The sequence below is a fragment of the Bradyrhizobium sp. MI1.3 genome, assembly GCF_055811695.1.
Window position 1 is genome coordinate 84,738 of sequence record NZ_JBVVPQ010000013.1, and the last position, 14,896, is coordinate 99,633.

Genomic DNA, 14,896 nt, shown 5'->3' on the forward strand with positions numbered 1-14,896 from the left:
TAGAATTGAGGTCGGTGTCTCCTTGTGGCGCCAGGGCTGACCTGCCTCGCGCAGCCGGTCGAGGACTCGTGCCCCTGAACGGACATCGCGGATATCCAAATTCTTAATATCAATGGCGCTGCGGTAGCCCAGCAACTGAATGGGATGATGTCCTCGCAGTGGTTAATAGCTTCTCCTGGCCTCTCAGAGCGTCCAGCAGTTCGTCGGCCGAGAAGGGCTTGATCAGGACAGTGAGACCTTGCGCGGAGATCAATTTCATCGTTTGCGACCTGATGTCGCCCGTCATCACGACGGCCGGTAGGTTCAAGCCAAGGGCGACACGCAGGCTCTTAATGGTCTCGATGCCATCCGATGAGCCACGAAGGTTGTAGTCACACAGCAGTACATCCGGGCGCAGACCCTGCTCTTTGATCAGGGTCAAGGCTTCGCTCGCCGTTGCGATAACGGTGGCGTCAATCCCTCTTGCCTTCAACGATCTCTGCAGCGCCGATCGCAGGGACGCCTCGTCCTCTATCGCGAGAACGCTGCCCAGGAAGGCACCACTGCAAGGGGGCACCAGCGACGCCGCTTCTGGCGCATTGGCGCCGGATCGAGCGCGCGGAACCTCGATGAAAAACCGTGTGCCCCTCCCTGCGATAGAACGCACCTCGACCTTGTGATCCAGCATTTCTCCAAGCCGCCTTACGATCGCGAGGCCCAGCCCAAATCCGCCCCGTTCCGCGCCATCAGTCCCCTGGTAGTACTCATCGAATATGTGCGGAAGTTGATCTTCGGTGATACCGATTCCGCTGTCCCACACTTCGATGCGAACCTTGTCACCGACTCGTCGGCATCCAAGCAAAATTTGTCCCCGGTCAGTGTATCGGACTGCATTTGATAAGAGGTTGCGGATCATCTCCGCAAGCATTCGGCTGTCGCTGCGGACGATGAGCCCGGAACGTGCAACGCGCAGTCGGAGTCCTCTTTCCTGCACAGACGCGGCGAAGTCTCTAGCGAGCGGCTCGAAAATTTCAACTAGAGAAAACTCACTCACGGATGGACGCAGTTTTCCGGATTCCAGCTTGTTCACATCGAGCAGGCTGGAGAGGATGCTGGTCATGGTATCCAGCGATTTCCGAATGTCAGCGACAAGATCGTGCGCTTCACCGCTTGAATGGAGCGATTCAAGCGCTGCCTGCAGAAGCTTCAGGGTCTGCAATGGCTGGCGCATGTCATGGCTTGCCGCAGCAAGAAAGCTCGATTTGGCGCGATCGGCTAATTCTGCCGCTTCTAAAGCGCCCTGCAATCGGGACTCCCTTTCCAGAATGGCGTGATGGTGAAGCCTCCGCTCGCTAAACAGGGCAGCAAGAACAAGAGCACCTAATGTGATCGCCAGAATGGTAGCTTGAGCAGTCAGCACACGATCTTCGATCGACAGACGTGCGTCCCCGAAAATGCCGATGGTGAAGATTGTCGTCCAGACGACCGTAGTCGAGCATAAGAACGTGGCAATCGCCGTGAACGCTGAACGAAGGCGAGCCGCGATCCAGAGCAGAAGTGGACAAAGTGCGCTGACCGCCAGCACCGCAGTCCAGGGCTCATTGCGCAAGAAAGCCAGCAGCGCGCATATGAGAGACACCACGCCGAGCGCAAGAACGCCCTCCGCAACTTCCCCCCGCGGCGGGGGAGCGCGCGCTAGCGACGCCAGGCCAATTGCGAGCGGCGTCACCGCAATCGTCCCTGTTGCGGCAGATGAAACCCAGTGAAGCCAGATCACCGCCGGGGACGCAGCCGACCCGTGAAACAGCGCAAATACTGCCGTACCACCAAGGCCGGAAAGGCTCGCTGCAATACCGGTCGCGGCAAATAGCGCAAGTACGCTGCGCAGTTCATTCAACTCGAATGGAGATCCACAAAAGCGGTGGATCAGGCCCGCGATGATGACGACTTCACCGGAGTTCGTGACAGCAAAGAACAACGAACTCCAGATGTTGCGATCGCCTAGCAGGTTAGCCGCAATCGTTGCAGCGACCACTCCGAGCACGACAGGCAGCTGTGCCGCAGGACCAAGCGCGATCAAAATCCCCGAAGCCACCCCCCCCGCTGGCCAGAATAGGGCAACACCATCGGCCGGGTCCAGCAATGCAAGGCTCAGCCGCGCGGTGAGAAAATAGGCGAGTGCCACTGCGAATGTCAAAAGAACGTCTGCGCCGCTTGCGAGCGGGCGGCGAGCCACCATCTGTTTTGCGGTAATCCCCAATGCCTTCCACCACTCGTCTGGGCCCATATCCCTGACGCGCAAAGCCTTCCGGGGCCGCCGCGACGTCGCCAACTCGGCGGCCCTAGCGAGTATAGGCCAGATTTCCGCTCAAGCCATCATGTTGTCTTGCATTAGTCTTCCTGTGGCCCAACTCGGACCCAAGGTGAGATACGCCAACCCGACTGCTATCGGATACGGAGCGGACCTCTATGAGGGAGCTCGGGTGTGTCAGTACACGCTCTAGCCGAGACCAGCGTCGACCTGAAAACATTGGCGCGTGATGCGCTGGCTGTCGTCGGAGGCGAGGAACAGCGCCATGTTGGCGATGTCCTCAGGCGTCACCGCGTCGGGAATGGCCTGACGCGTGCGCAGCTCGGCGATCGCCTGGTCGTCCGGGTACCACAGCCGGCGCTGACGCTCCGTGATCACCATCCCCGGCGCTATCGCATTAACGCGGATGCGGTCGGGCCCGAGCGACCGGGCCAGGGAGTTGGTGAAGCCGACAATCGCGGCCTTCGCCGCGGCGTAGACCGGCAGCCCCGGCGCGCCGCGCATCCAGGCAATCGACGACATGTTGATGATCGAACCGCCGCCGCGCGCCTGCATCTGCGGCACCACCGCTTGCGCTGCAAAGAAGACGTGCTTGAGGTTGACGCCGATCATCCAGTCGAACTCGGCCGAGGTTACCTCGGCCAGTACCTGGCGTTGATCGTTAGCGGCGTTGTTGACGAGGACCGCGGCATCGCCAAGCGATCCGTGCACCTGTGCCATGGCGTCGCGCAAGGCATCGATGTCGAGGAGGTCGCAGGACACGAACAATGGTACGATCCCGGACGCGGCTTTCACTTCCGCGACCAGCGCACGGCCGGCTGCTTCATCGAGATCCAGAAACGCGACGCGAGCCCCCTGGGCCGCGAACGCCCGCACGAAGGCGGCACCGATGCCGCTGGCGCCACCGGTGATCAACACCACGCGGTCCCTAAGACCGGCATAGCTCGTTCTTGTCATGCGATCAGTCGCTCCGTCTCGGGGTCGAACAGGCAGATGCGGCGCGTGTCGAGCGCGAACGGGGCGGCGGCGCCCGGTGTGGGGCGGATATCCGGCGTGATGCGCGCCAGCGCAGGCTCGCCGCCAAGCCGCAGCAGCACGATCGTTTCGGCTCCCGTCGGCTCGACCATCTCCACCGGCGCGTTGACGACGACGGGTGGATCGGCGGAAAATACGCGGCTGCCCTCGGCGATGCATTCCGGCCTGATCCCGACCACCACGTCACGGCCGGCGAAGGGGGCCGCCGCGTCGTATTGTCCAAGGTGGAGGCGGACCTCGTCGGGCCGTCCCGCGCCGATCACGACCACCGGCCCGCCGGCATCGGCCTCGAGCCGTGCCGGCATCGTGTTCATCGGCGGCGAGCCCATGAAACGGGCCACAAACAGATTGGCGGGATAGCGATACACGGTATCGGGGTCGGCAAACTGCTGCACCACGCCTCGATGCATCACGGCGATGCGCGTCGCCATCGTCATCGCCTCGATCTGGTCGTGGGTGACATAGACGATGGTGGCGCCGATGCGCTGGTGCAGACGCTTGATTTCCATTCGCATCTCGACACGCAGCTTGGCGTCGAGGTTGGAGAGCGGCTCGTCGAACAGGAAGAGCAGGGGATCGCGCACCAGCGCCCGGCCCATCGCCACACGCTGGCGCTGGCCGCCGGAGAGCTGCGACGGCTTGCGGCCGAGTAGCGGCTCGATCTGGAGCAGCCTTGCCACATTCGCCAGCGCCTTTTCCTGCTCCGCCTTCGCTACGTGGCGGCATTCCATGCCGAAGGTGATGTTCTGGCGCACCGTCATCGACGGATAGAGCGCGTAGGACTGGAACACCATGGCGATGTCGCGGTCCTTCGGCGGAATGTCGTTGACGACACGTCCGCCGATTTCCACGGTGCCTGAGCTCGGGAGGTCGAGCCCGGCGATGATGTTGAGCAGCGTAGACTTGCCGCAGCCGGATGGGCCGACGAGCACGGTGAATTCACCGCTCTCGATGTCGAGATCGATGCCCTTCAGCACCTCCAGATTGGCGTAACGCTTGGACAGGGCGCGAATGCTTAGGGCTGCCATGACGATCCGATCATTTCACGGCGCCGGCGGTGAGGCCGCGCACGAAATACTTGCCGCCGATCAGATAGATCAGCAGGGTCGGCAAGGCGGCGATCATCACCGCCGCGCTTTGCACGCCATGCTGCGGAATGTCGGCGACCGCGGCGGATAGCGCGATCAGCGCGGCGGTGACCGGCTGCTGCTGACCGGTCGTGAATGTCACGCCGTAGAGAAACTCGTTCCAGATGTGCGTGAACTGCCAGATCACGGTGACGACCAGAATAGGCGGGGAGAGCGGCAGGATGATGCGCCAGAAAATACGAAAGAACCCAGCGCCATCGATGCGCGCAGCTCTTATCAAATCCTGCGGGATGGCAGTGTAGTAGTTTCGGCAGAACAAGACGGTAAAGGAGAGGCCCTGGATCGTGTGGATCACGACCAGGCCCGTGAGCGTGTTCATCAGGCCCGTATCGCGCAACACGATGGTCCAGGGAAGCAGGCGCATCTGCTGGGGAAGGAAGAGGCCAAGAGTCACGATGCCGTAGATCCAGCTATCGCCGCGAAAGCGCCAGAGCGAAATGGCGTAACCGGCGACAGCACCGAGCAGGGTCGAGAAAATCGTCGCGGGAATCGTGACCAGCGCGGAGTTCAGCATGTACGGCCGGATGCCGGCGCAGGTCTCGGCGACGCAGAAACCGCTCCAGGCGGTGGCGTAATTGCTCCATGCCCATTGTTTCGGCCAGCCGATCATCGAGGCCTGCGCGATCTCCTCGTTGCTACGGAGCGAGTTCAGCACGACGACGGCCAATGGCGCGAGCCACGCCGCAGCGACCAGCGAGACGACGAGATAGATCAGGATCCGGCCTGGCGCGAAGGTTCGCTCACGCATGGATCGCCCGCCGCCGCTGGACGTAACGCCACGCTGCATAGGGCAGCAAGACCGCAAGAAGAATGAGCAACATGAGCACTGCCGCCGCCGCTCCCCGTCCGAGCAGGCTGCGCTGGAACATGAGGTCGTAGACGACGAGGGCCGGCAGCTGGGTGGCGATCCCGGGACCGCCGTTGGTGAGTGCGCGGACGAGGTCGAAGGTCGAAATCGCGAACTGCAGCTGGATGACGATGACGGTGATGGTGATCGGCCAAAGGGTCGGCAGGATGACGCGCCGGTACATTCGGATCGGTCCGGCGCCGTCGATTTGCGCGGCCTTGATCAGGTCGGCGTCGACGGAGCGGAGGCCGGCCAGGAACAGCGCCATGGCAAAACCGGAAGATTGCCAGATCGCGGCGATGACAATGGTCCAGATGGCCATGTCGCGGTCGATCAGCCAGTCGAACCGGAACGAGATCCAGCCTAGGTCGCGAACCAGCTTCTGGATCCCGAGGCCGGGATTGAGCAACCAACTCCAGACCGTGCCGGTGACCACGAATGACACCGCCAGAGGATAGAGGAAGATCGACCGCAGCAGGTTCTCGCCGCGAATACGCTGGTCGAGCAGGATCGCAAGGATGAGGCCGGACGCCAGGCTCAGCAACACGAAGGCGCTGCCAAACAGCAGCAGATTGTCCAAGGCAATCTGCCAGTTCCGCGATGCTGCAACCGCAGAATAGTTGCGCAAACCGACCCAGCCCGAGACCGGGACCAGAGTGGACGGTGTGAACGATATCCAGATCGTCCACAGCGTAAACGCAATGAGATGCGCGGCGGACAACAGCAGCGGCACCCAGATCGTCAAATATTCGGGCAGCCGGCGTACCCAGTCAGGGGCCGCCGGCCGGCGCGGTGTTGTCGAGACGGCGATGGTCAACGTGAGCTCTCGACGGCCTCGGCGAGGCGTATGGCCGCTTGCTCCGGCTTGATCGTCTTGTTCTTCACGTACTCCGTGATCACGTCGATCATCGCTGCGGTCATGCCGTTTTCCTGCGCCATGTTGTGCGCAAGACTGAGGACGGCCTGATTGCTGGCGATCGCGTCTTTGAGGGCTGCTGCGGTCCGCCGTTGACCGTCCGACCAGCCTTCGCCCGACAGATCGACATCGGTGCGCACGGGGATCGATCCCGTGATCTGCGAATACATGGTCTGGATCGCTGGGTCCATCACGAGCTGGGCCATCAGCGTCTGGCCGGCCTGCAGATCGGCCTCCTTGCGCTGCCAGAATATGAAGGCGTCGGCATTCAACAGAAAGACCGGCTTGCTGTTGTCGCTCGGGCCCGGAGCGATCATGAAGTCCTCGAACTTAAAGCCGGCGTTGCGCAAGACGCCCTGCGCCCACCCGCCCATGATCATCATGCCCATGTCGCCGTCGACGAAGCGCTTCAGGTTGGTCGAAAAATGCTGGGCGCCGACGTTGGGGTCCATCCAGTCGGCAATCTTGCGCACCTGTACGAAGGCAGCCTTTATCTCGGGGCCCTCCAGGGCCTTCTTGTCGAGGTTCATGATGGCTGCGCGGTATGCGGCGGGACTGATGCCTGCCAAAGCGGCCTCGAATTTCTGGCCGTCGTCCGGGCGGGTGCCACCGTTGGCGATGGGATAGGGGACTCCGCCTGCTTTCATCTTCTCGGCGAGGTCGTTGAACTCAGCCCATGTGACCGGGATCTTGTCGGCCTTGGCCTTGTCCATCGCGCGTTTGGAGAGGAACAGCATGTTGGTGCTGTAGATCTGCAACGGCAGCGCAATCCACTTGCCCCCCGGCTTGTGCAATTTTGCAAGGTCCGGCGCGACAACCTTTTCGTAGCCGGCGGCAGCGACGACGGCATCGAGATCGACGGTTGGGGCAATCTTCGACCAGGCCGCAATCTCGGGACCTTTGAGCTGCGAGCAGGCCGGTGGATCGCCGGCCATGATCTGGGCCCGCAGCTTGTTCATCATCTCGGTGGTGAAACCGGGGACGGGCGAGTGCTGCCAGACCCCGCCTTTCTCCTCGAATTTCTTGCCGAGGGCCGTGATGGCCGCGCCATCGCTGCCTGCGGACCATTGCGAGATCGCAGTCAGACGCGGCTTGGTCGCGCCTTGCGCGCGGGCAAATGCCGGCAGCGCGAGCGCGGCCGCAGATCCGGCGAGCAGTTGGCGCCTTGTTGTCGTGATCGGCATGGCAAGTTCCTCCCGGTGTGAACTCTTTCGCGCGAGAGCCGCGCGGCATCAGGTATCTCAGGCGGCCTCGGTGGATGCGGCTGGCATGCCGCCGCGGCAAGCGAGGCAGAAAGCGGCGAATGCCAGCGCCGCCCGCGGATCGTTGCCATTCGACGGCGGCACGAAAGCGAGCGACACTTGCGCGTGCTTGCGGCCGCCCAACAGGCTGGCGTCGATCCCCGCGATGAGCGCGCTGCGGTCGTCCTCGGCGAGAAGCGACGGCCAGCCGCTGATCGCGACGCCCTTGCATGGCTTCACGTTCAGCGTGTTGCCGATCGCAAGTCCAAGCCGGAACAGCCGCTGGCGCAATTCCTGCCGCACGCGCGACGAGAGCGGTATCGCGGTCACCCATTCGCTGCCGAGTTGAAGCAACTCGGCTTCCGCGACGCCAAGAAGCTCGGCCAGGGCGGGAAGCGACGTATAGGCCTCGACGCAGCCATGATGACCACAGCGGCAAATTGGTCCGTCGGCTTCGAACACCATGTGGCCGAGCTCGACCGGCTGGAGGGCATCGTCCTCGACCGGATCATCCATCCAGGTGCCCGCAACGCCCTGGCCGACGAAGACGAAGAGATGTGCGCCGCTGAAGGGATAATTCTCCGTGCGGCAGCGGTGAAAGATGGCGTGCGCGACCACCGAATTGGTGAACTCGACCGGCGCGCCGGCAAACGTCCCGCCGAACATCTCGCTGATACGCCCGATGTCGCAGGGAATGATCGGATTGCTTGATGTGCCCGAGCGGCCGAGGCCCGGAATGGAGACGCCGATCTGCGCGAGGGAGATGCGCCGGCGCTGCGTCCAGTCGCGCAGCAATGTCATGGCCTCGCGAAACGCCCAGCCGACCGTCGCTGCGGTCGGCGTCTTCAGCAGCGGCACATGCCCGATGTCGTGCAGTTCGCCCGACAGGCCCCCGATGCCGACGCTGAGCCGCTGGGTGGTCAGCTCGAAAGCCGCGAGCGTCACCGCCCCATCGAGCGACACGAGGCCGGTCGGGCCACCGACATAAGGGGCAGGGCGCCGCACTTCCTCAATCAGGCCCTCGGCCCTCAGGTCGAACAGGATGCGCGACAGGCTCGCTTCCGACAGGCGCACGGCCTTGGCCAGCGGCGGGCGAAACGACCCGCCTGACTGAAGCAGATGAGTCAAAATGGCAGCACGCGTCTGCCGCCGACTTCTCGGCTGCTCCGGCATTTCCATCCCTGTCGTCATTCTTACTTAGTGTAAGAATGCGCGCGGAGCATTTCGGCTGTCAAGCGATCGCCGACGCATTGCGCCGACTTGTTGTTGTGCGCGGCAGCAAGATTGTGTCGGCGCAAAACAAAAACGGCGCCATCCGGAGATGGCGCCGCTTCGAAAGCCGTGATGGGTTCGACCTTACTTGCGGTTGTTGATCGCGACGTAGTCGCGCTTGGTGACGCCGGTGTAGAGCTGGCGGGGACGGCCGATCTTCTGCTGCGGATCCTCGATCATCTCGCTCCACTGGCTGATCCAGCCGACGGTCCGGGCGACCGCGAACAGCACGGTGAACATCGAGACCGGGAAGCCCATCGCCTTCAGCGTGATGCCCGAATAGAAGTCGACGTTCGGGTAGAGCTTGCGGTCGATGAAGTACTGGTCGCTGAGCGCGATCTTCTCGAGCTCGAGCGCCACCTTCAGCATCGGATCGTCGCCATGGCCGGTCTCCTTGAGCACGGCGTGACACATCTTCTGCATGATCTTGGCGCGCGGATCGTAGTTCTTGTAGACGCGGTGACCGAAGCCCATCAGGCGGACTTCAGAGTTCTTGTCCTTCACCTTGGCGATGAATTCGGGGATCTTGTCGACCGAGCCGATCTCGGCGAGCATTGCCAGCGCTGCTTCGTTGGCGCCGCCATGCGCCGGGCCCCACAGGCAGGCGATGCCGGCTGCGATGCAGGCGAACGGGTTGGCGCCGGAGGAGCCGGCGATACGCACCGTCGAGGTCGAGGCGTTCTGCTCGTGGTCGGCGTGCAGGATGAAGATTTTGTCCAGCGCGTCAGCCAGCACCGGGTTGATCTTGTACTCCTCGCACGGCACGGCGAAGCACATGTGCAGGAAGTTCTCGGCGAACTTCAGCGAGTTTTTCGGATATACGAAGGGCTGGCCGACTGTGTACTTGTAGGCCATCGCAGCCAGCGTCGGGATCTTGGCGATCATGCGCATGGAGGCGATCATGCGTTGCTTCGGATCGTTGATGTCGGTTGAGTCGTGATAGAACGCGGCGAGCGCGCCGACAGCCGCCACCATGATCGCCATCGGATGGGCGTCGCGGCGGAAGCCTTGGAAGAAGCGGGCCATCTGCTCGTGCACCATCGTGTGATGGATCACGCGATCGTCGAAATCCTTCTTCTGCGCGGCGGTGGGAAGCTCCCCGAACAGCAGCAGATAGCAGGTCTCGAGGAAGTCGCCGTTCTCGGCGAGCTGCTCGATCGGATAGCCGCGGTATTCCAGCACGCCCGCGTCACCGTCGATATAGGTGATCTTGGACTGGCAGCTCGCTGTCGAGGTGAAGCCGGGATCGTAGGTGAACAGGCCGGACTGGCCGTAGAGCTTGCCGATATCGATGACGTCGGGCCCGACGCTGCCGCTGTGGATCGGAAGATCGAAATTCTTGTTTCCGACCGTCAGTGTGGCGGTCTTATTGCTTGGTTTTGCGTCCATCAGAGGTCCCCGATGTATGGTGAAACGGGCCGGACCCGGAGGCCCCGACGAGATATCGCGGGGCAGGCCGGATGTTCCAGAAGGTACGGGTGAGATGGGTATATTATTGCTGTGTGCGCTGCAAGATGGCGCCACGCATGGTCGACTTACGTCGTAGCCTGGTTCTTGGCCCCGATTCTTGGCCTAGTCCTTGGCCTGATCTTTAAGCCGGCCCAGGCTTTCCTGGCGTCCCAGGACGTCCAAGACCTCGAATATGCCGGGCGACGTCGTCCGTCCGGTCAGCGCCGCCCGCAGCGGCTGGGCGACCGCGCCGAGCTTGAGACTATTTTCCTCGGCATAGGCGCGCAGGGCGGCTTCCGCATTGGCCGCGCTCCACGTCTCGACTTTCTCCAGCGCGGAATGAAGCTGGCCGATCAGCTTGCGGTTCTCAGGGGTCAGCAGCGCTGCCGCCTTTGGATCAAGCTCCAGCGGCCGGTCGGCGAAGATGAAATAGGCGCTGTCGATCAGCTCGATCAGCGTCTTGGCGCGCTCCTTCAGGGCCGGCATGGCCTTCAGGAGCTGCGCGCGCGTGACGTCGTTTAACTTGGCCTTAATCTCGTCGCGGCTGGGCACGACGTGGTCGAGCACGTCCTCGAACATCTTCACGAGTGATTGATCGTCGGCATTGCGGATGTAGTGGCCGTTGAGGTTTTCCAGCTTGGCGAAATCGAAGCGCGCTGCTGCGCGGCCGACGCTGGCGAGGTCGAAGGCTGCGATCATCTCCTCGGTCGAGAAGATTTCCTGGTCGCCATGGCTCCAGCCGAGCCGGACGAGATAGTTGCGGAGCGCGGCCGGGAGGTATCCCATGGCGCGGTAGGCATCGACGCCGAGCGCGCCGTGCCTCTTGGAGAGCTTCGAACCGTCCGGGCCATGGATCAGGGGGATGTGAGACATGCTCGGCAGCGTCCAGCCCATCGCGTCGTAGATCTGCTTTTGGCGGGCCGCGTTGATCAAATGGTCGTCGCCGCGGATGACATGGGTGACGCCCATGTCGTGGTCGTCGACCACCACTGCGAGCATGTAGGTCGGGTTGCCATCGCCGCGCAGCAGGACGAGATCGTCGAGGTTTTCGTTCTGCCAGACCACGCGACCCTGGACCTGGTCTTCGATCACGGTTTCGCCGGTCTGGGGCGCGCGGAGCCGGATGGTGGGCTTCACGTCGGTTGGGGCCGTCGCCGGATCGCGGTCGCGCCACAGGCCGTCATAGAGGCGGGTGCGCCCCTCTGCGCGCGCCTTCTCGCGCATCGCGGTGAGCTCCTCGGCGGTGGCGTAGCAGCGATAGGCCTTGCCGTCGGCGAGCAGCTGCTCGGCGACTTCGCGGTGGCGGGCGGCGCGGCTGAACTGGTAGATGACATCGCCATCCCAGCCGAGCTCCAGCCATTTCAGGCCGTCGAGGATGGCGCCGATCGCCGCCTCGGTGGAGCGCTCCCGGTCGGTATCCTCGATCCGGAGCAGCATCTTGCCGCCGTGCTTCTTCGCATAGAGCCAGTTGAACAGCGCCGTGCGCGCGCCCCCGATATGGAGGAAGCCGGTCGGCGAGGGAGCGAAGCGGGTGACGACGGGAGAGGTGTTCATTGACCGCGCGGGATAAGGGAGGTGGCTGATTGGCGACCGTGTATCATAGGCGCGGGAGATTGTGCCAATGCTAATCCAGGTCGTTCATAGCCATCCGCTCGCGGACAGTTACAACCATGCACTGTTCCATACCATCGTCGAGACGCTGAAAACTCGACACGAAGTGATCGCGACTGACCTTTACCGCGAGGGGTTTTCCCCGGAGATGACCGAGGCGGAGCGGCGCAGCTACTATCACGGCCCCTATGCAGAGGACGCGGTGGCGAGCCTCATCGAGCACGTACGGCGCGTCGACGGCATTATCTTCTGCTTTCCGCATTGGTGGTTTTCGATGCCTGCCATGCTCAAGGGCTATTTCGACCGGGTCTGGGCGCCGGGTACGGCGTTCGCCCACGATCTGAAGGGTGGGCGCATCAAGCCGCTGCTGACCAACATCCGCCTGTTCGGCGTTGTGACGAGCTACGGCTCACCGTGGTGGTTGAGCCGGATCGTCATGCAAGACCCCGGCCGCAAGGTGTTGCTTAGGGCACTGAAACCGATGTGCGGATCCGGCGTTCGGTCGTTCTATTTGGCGCACTACGATATGGATCGCTCCACCTTGGCATCCCGGGCTGCCTTCATCGAGCGCGTGCGTGCCAGAATCGCCGAAGTTTGAACGGACGGTGGGCATGGGGCTTGGCCTAGGGGCTCGAATTTGGCAGAAGGGCCGCTGATTTCCCTACAGGATTTTCGTAATGACAGAACCGGTGGCGAACGAGGTTGGGCGCGATTTCATTCGTGACATCATCCAGGCCGACCTCGATCAGGCCAAATACAAGGAGATCGTGACCCGGTTCCCGCCGGAGCCGAACGGCTATCTCCATATCGGCCACGCCAAGTCGATCGCGCTCAATTTCGGCATCGCCCAGGAGTTTCCGGGCCGCTGCCATCTGCGCTTCGACGACACCAACCCGGTCAAGGAAGAGCAGGAATATATCGATTCCATCCAGGCAGACGTGCGCTGGCTCGGCTTCGACTGGGGCAAGAACCTGTTCTTCGCCTCGGACTATTTCGACCGCCTCTATGAATGGGCGGAGCAGCTGATCCGAGACGGGCTCGCCTATGTCGACGACCAGACCCAGGAGGAGATCCGTCTTGCGCGCGGCACGCTGACCGAGCCCGGCAAGAACTCGCCCTTCCGCGATCGCACCGTGGATGAAAACCTCGACCTGTTCCGCCGCATGAAGGCGGGCGAATTCCCGAATGGGGCGCGCGTGCTGCGGGCCAAGATCGACATGGGTGCGGGCAACATCAATCTGCGCGACCCCGTGCTGTACCGCATCCTGCATGCGCACCATCCGCGCACCGGGACCAAGTGGAGCATCTATCCGAGCTACGACTATGCGCACGGCCAGTCGGACGCGATCGAGGGTATCACGCACTCGATCTGCACCCTGGAATTCGAGGACCACCGGCCGCTCTACGACTGGTTCATCGAGAAGCTGCCGGTGCCATCGAAGCCGCACCAGTACGAATTCGCGCGGCTGAACCTGACCTACACGCTGCTGTCCAAGCGCGTGCTGACCCAGCTCGTCCGCGAGGGCCATGTCGCGGGCTGGGACGATCCGCGCATGCCGACGATGGCGGGCATGCGCCGCCGCGGCGTGCCGCCGGCCGCCCTTCGCGAATTCGTCAAGCGCATTGGCGTGGCGAAAGCCAACAGCGTCGTCGACGTCGGCATGCTCGAGTTCTGCATTCGCGAGGAGCTGAACCGGACGTCACAGCGGCGGATGGCGGTGCTGAAGCCGCTAAAAGTCGTGATCGAGAATTATCCGGAAGGGCAGACCGAGGAGCTCGAGGCGATCAACCATCCGGACGATCCCTCTGCCGGCACCCGGAAGGTCACGTTCGGCCGTGAGCTCTACATCGAGCAGGACGACTTCATGGAGAACCCGCCGAAGAAGTTCTTCCGTCTGTCGCCAGGCAACGAGGTGCGGCTGCGCTACGCCTATTTCGTCAAATGCACCGGCGTGATCAAGAACGATGCCGGCGAGGTGGTGGAGCTGCGCTGCACCTACGATCCCGCGACCAAAGGCGGTAACGCGCCCGATGGCCGCAAGGTCAAGGCCACCATGCACTGGCTGTCGGCGGCGACATCCGTGCCCGCGGAAATCCGCATCTACAACCAGCTGTTTGCCAACCCGAGCCCGGACGCCTCGAACTTCGCCGCCGATCTCAATCCGCAGTCGCTGGAAATTCTAGCTGATGCCCGCGTCGAAGCATCGGTCGCCGAGAGCAATTCGACCGAGCCGATGCAGTTCGAGCGTCAGGGCTATTTCGTGCGCGACAACGACTCGACACCCGGCAAGCCGGTATTTTCCAGGACCATTGGTCTGCGCGACACGTTCGCGAAGGAAGTCGCGAAGGGCTGAAAAGGGCTGCGAGACCACAATGAGCGACGAAGCCGACGCGATCGTTTCCGCCATCATCGCCAAATGGCGCGCCGGCTTCGCAACGCTCGACGCCGCGGCACTCTCGTCTCTGTATTCGAAGAACGCCTTCTTCTTCGGCTCCAACCCAAAGCTCTATCGGGGCAGGGATGGCGTCGCAGACTATTTCAACGGCCTGCCGCGCTGGCGCAAGGCGAGCGCTGTGTTCTCCGACGTGAGGGCGGTGCAGGCAGGTCCTGACCTCATCAACATGGCCGCAACCATCTCGTTCGATCTCGCCGGCGAAAGCCCCGATTTCTCGGTCAAGATGAGCTGGGTCATCGTGCGCGAGGACGGCGACTGGAAGATCGTCAATCACCATGCTTCGTCGCAGGCGCCGCTGATCTGACGAGCGCGGGGACACGGCTTCGTCATTCTCGTGAGAGAACGAACGTGCATCCCGCGCGTTGGGGTGGGTCCAACAAGGAACCCACCATGCAGAACATCGCAGAGCATATGGAAGTCATCGGCGCCGACGGCGTCCATATCGGCACCGTTGACAAGGTCGAAGGCAATCGCATCAAGCTGACCAAGAAGGACAGCGGCGAGGGCAGCCACAAGGGGCATCATCACTTCATCGACAAGGGCCTCGTCGCGGACATCGAGGGCAACAAGGTCCGGCTGTCGGCCAAGGCGGATGTCGCGGTGACGATGGAAGAGGAAAAGTAGGGGGCGC

Annotated in this window: 13 protein-coding genes; 4 read left to right on the forward strand and 9 right to left on the reverse strand. The window is 62.8% G+C overall.

From position 1 onward, the window contains the following. Window positions 1-109 precede the first annotated feature (109 nt). The 9 genes from AC0L3A_RS12305 to gltX form a co-directional block, all read right to left on the reverse strand. The gene (locus AC0L3A_RS12305; protein ID WP_219682191.1) at window positions 110-2,239 is read right to left on the reverse strand and encodes a sensor histidine kinase; all 2,130 of its coding nucleotides are present in this window, start codon (window positions 2,237-2,239) and stop codon (window positions 110-112) included. A 240-nt stretch (window positions 2,240-2,479) separates the two neighbouring features. Beyond that, window positions 2,480-3,247 (reverse strand): SDR family NAD(P)-dependent oxidoreductase, encoded by a 768-nt coding sequence (locus AC0L3A_RS12310; RefSeq protein WP_473254428.1) that lies wholly within the window; start codon window positions 3,245-3,247, stop codon window positions 2,480-2,482. Beyond that, window positions 3,244-4,353, reverse strand: coding sequence for an ABC transporter ATP-binding protein (locus AC0L3A_RS12315; protein ID WP_473254429.1), 1,110 nt, complete (start codon window positions 4,351-4,353; stop codon window positions 3,244-3,246). The genes AC0L3A_RS12310 and AC0L3A_RS12315 overlap by 4 nt, the downstream gene beginning before the upstream one ends. A gap of 10 nt (window positions 4,354-4,363) precedes the next feature. Further along, on the reverse strand, window positions 4,364-5,221 hold the full coding sequence (locus AC0L3A_RS12320; RefSeq protein ID WP_473254430.1) for a carbohydrate ABC transporter permease: 858 nt from the start codon (window positions 5,219-5,221) through the stop codon (window positions 4,364-4,366). After that, window positions 5,214-6,137 (reverse strand): carbohydrate ABC transporter permease, encoded by a 924-nt coding sequence (locus AC0L3A_RS12325; RefSeq protein WP_473254431.1) that lies wholly within the window; start codon window positions 6,135-6,137, stop codon window positions 5,214-5,216. The genes AC0L3A_RS12320 and AC0L3A_RS12325 overlap by 8 nt, the downstream gene beginning before the upstream one ends. Next, window positions 6,134-7,420 (reverse strand): ABC transporter substrate-binding protein, encoded by a 1,287-nt coding sequence (locus tag AC0L3A_RS12330; RefSeq protein ID WP_473254432.1) that lies wholly within the window; start codon window positions 7,418-7,420, stop codon window positions 6,134-6,136. Before AC0L3A_RS12330 ends, AC0L3A_RS12325 begins: the two co-directional genes overlap by 4 nt. A 57-nt stretch (window positions 7,421-7,477) precedes the next feature. Beyond that, the gene (locus AC0L3A_RS12335; RefSeq protein ID WP_473254461.1) at window positions 7,478-8,656 is read right to left on the reverse strand and encodes an ROK family transcriptional regulator; all 1,179 of its coding nucleotides are present in this window, start codon (window positions 8,654-8,656) and stop codon (window positions 7,478-7,480) included. A gap of 177 nt (window positions 8,657-8,833) precedes the next feature. Then, on the reverse strand, window positions 8,834-10,138 hold the full coding sequence (gene gltA, locus AC0L3A_RS12340) for a citrate synthase (protein ID WP_007603656.1): 1,305 nt from the start codon (window positions 10,136-10,138) through the stop codon (window positions 8,834-8,836). A 183-nt stretch (window positions 10,139-10,321) separates the two neighbouring features. Beyond that, window positions 10,322-11,752: a glutamate--tRNA ligase gene (gene gltX, locus AC0L3A_RS12345; protein ID WP_473254433.1), complete on the reverse strand. Its 1,431-nt coding sequence runs from the start codon at window positions 11,750-11,752 to the stop codon at window positions 10,322-10,324. 67 nt (window positions 11,753-11,819) lie between these two features. Between gltX and AC0L3A_RS12350 the strand changes: the two genes are divergently transcribed. The 4 genes from AC0L3A_RS12350 to AC0L3A_RS12365 all read left to right on the forward strand — a co-directional run bounded on the left by AC0L3A_RS12350 (window position 11,820) and on the right by AC0L3A_RS12365 (window position 14,889). Continuing rightward, a complete protein-coding gene (locus tag AC0L3A_RS12350; RefSeq protein ID WP_007603660.1) occupies window positions 11,820-12,407 on the forward strand; it encodes an NAD(P)H-dependent oxidoreductase in 588 nt (195 codons plus the stop codon). Between the two features lie 79 nt (window positions 12,408-12,486). Then, the gene (locus AC0L3A_RS12355; RefSeq protein ID WP_219682186.1) at window positions 12,487-14,163 is read left to right on the forward strand and encodes a glutamine--tRNA ligase/YqeY domain fusion protein; all 1,677 of its coding nucleotides are present in this window, start codon (window positions 12,487-12,489) and stop codon (window positions 14,161-14,163) included. 19 nt (window positions 14,164-14,182) lie between these two features. Continuing rightward, a complete protein-coding gene (locus tag AC0L3A_RS12360; protein WP_473254434.1) occupies window positions 14,183-14,569 on the forward strand; it encodes a YybH family protein in 387 nt (128 codons plus the stop codon). Between the two features lie 86 nt (window positions 14,570-14,655). Next, entirely contained in the window at window positions 14,656-14,889 is a 234-nt protein-coding gene (locus tag AC0L3A_RS12365; protein WP_007610829.1) for a DUF2171 domain-containing protein, read from the forward strand. Window positions 14,890-14,896 lie beyond the last annotated feature (7 nt).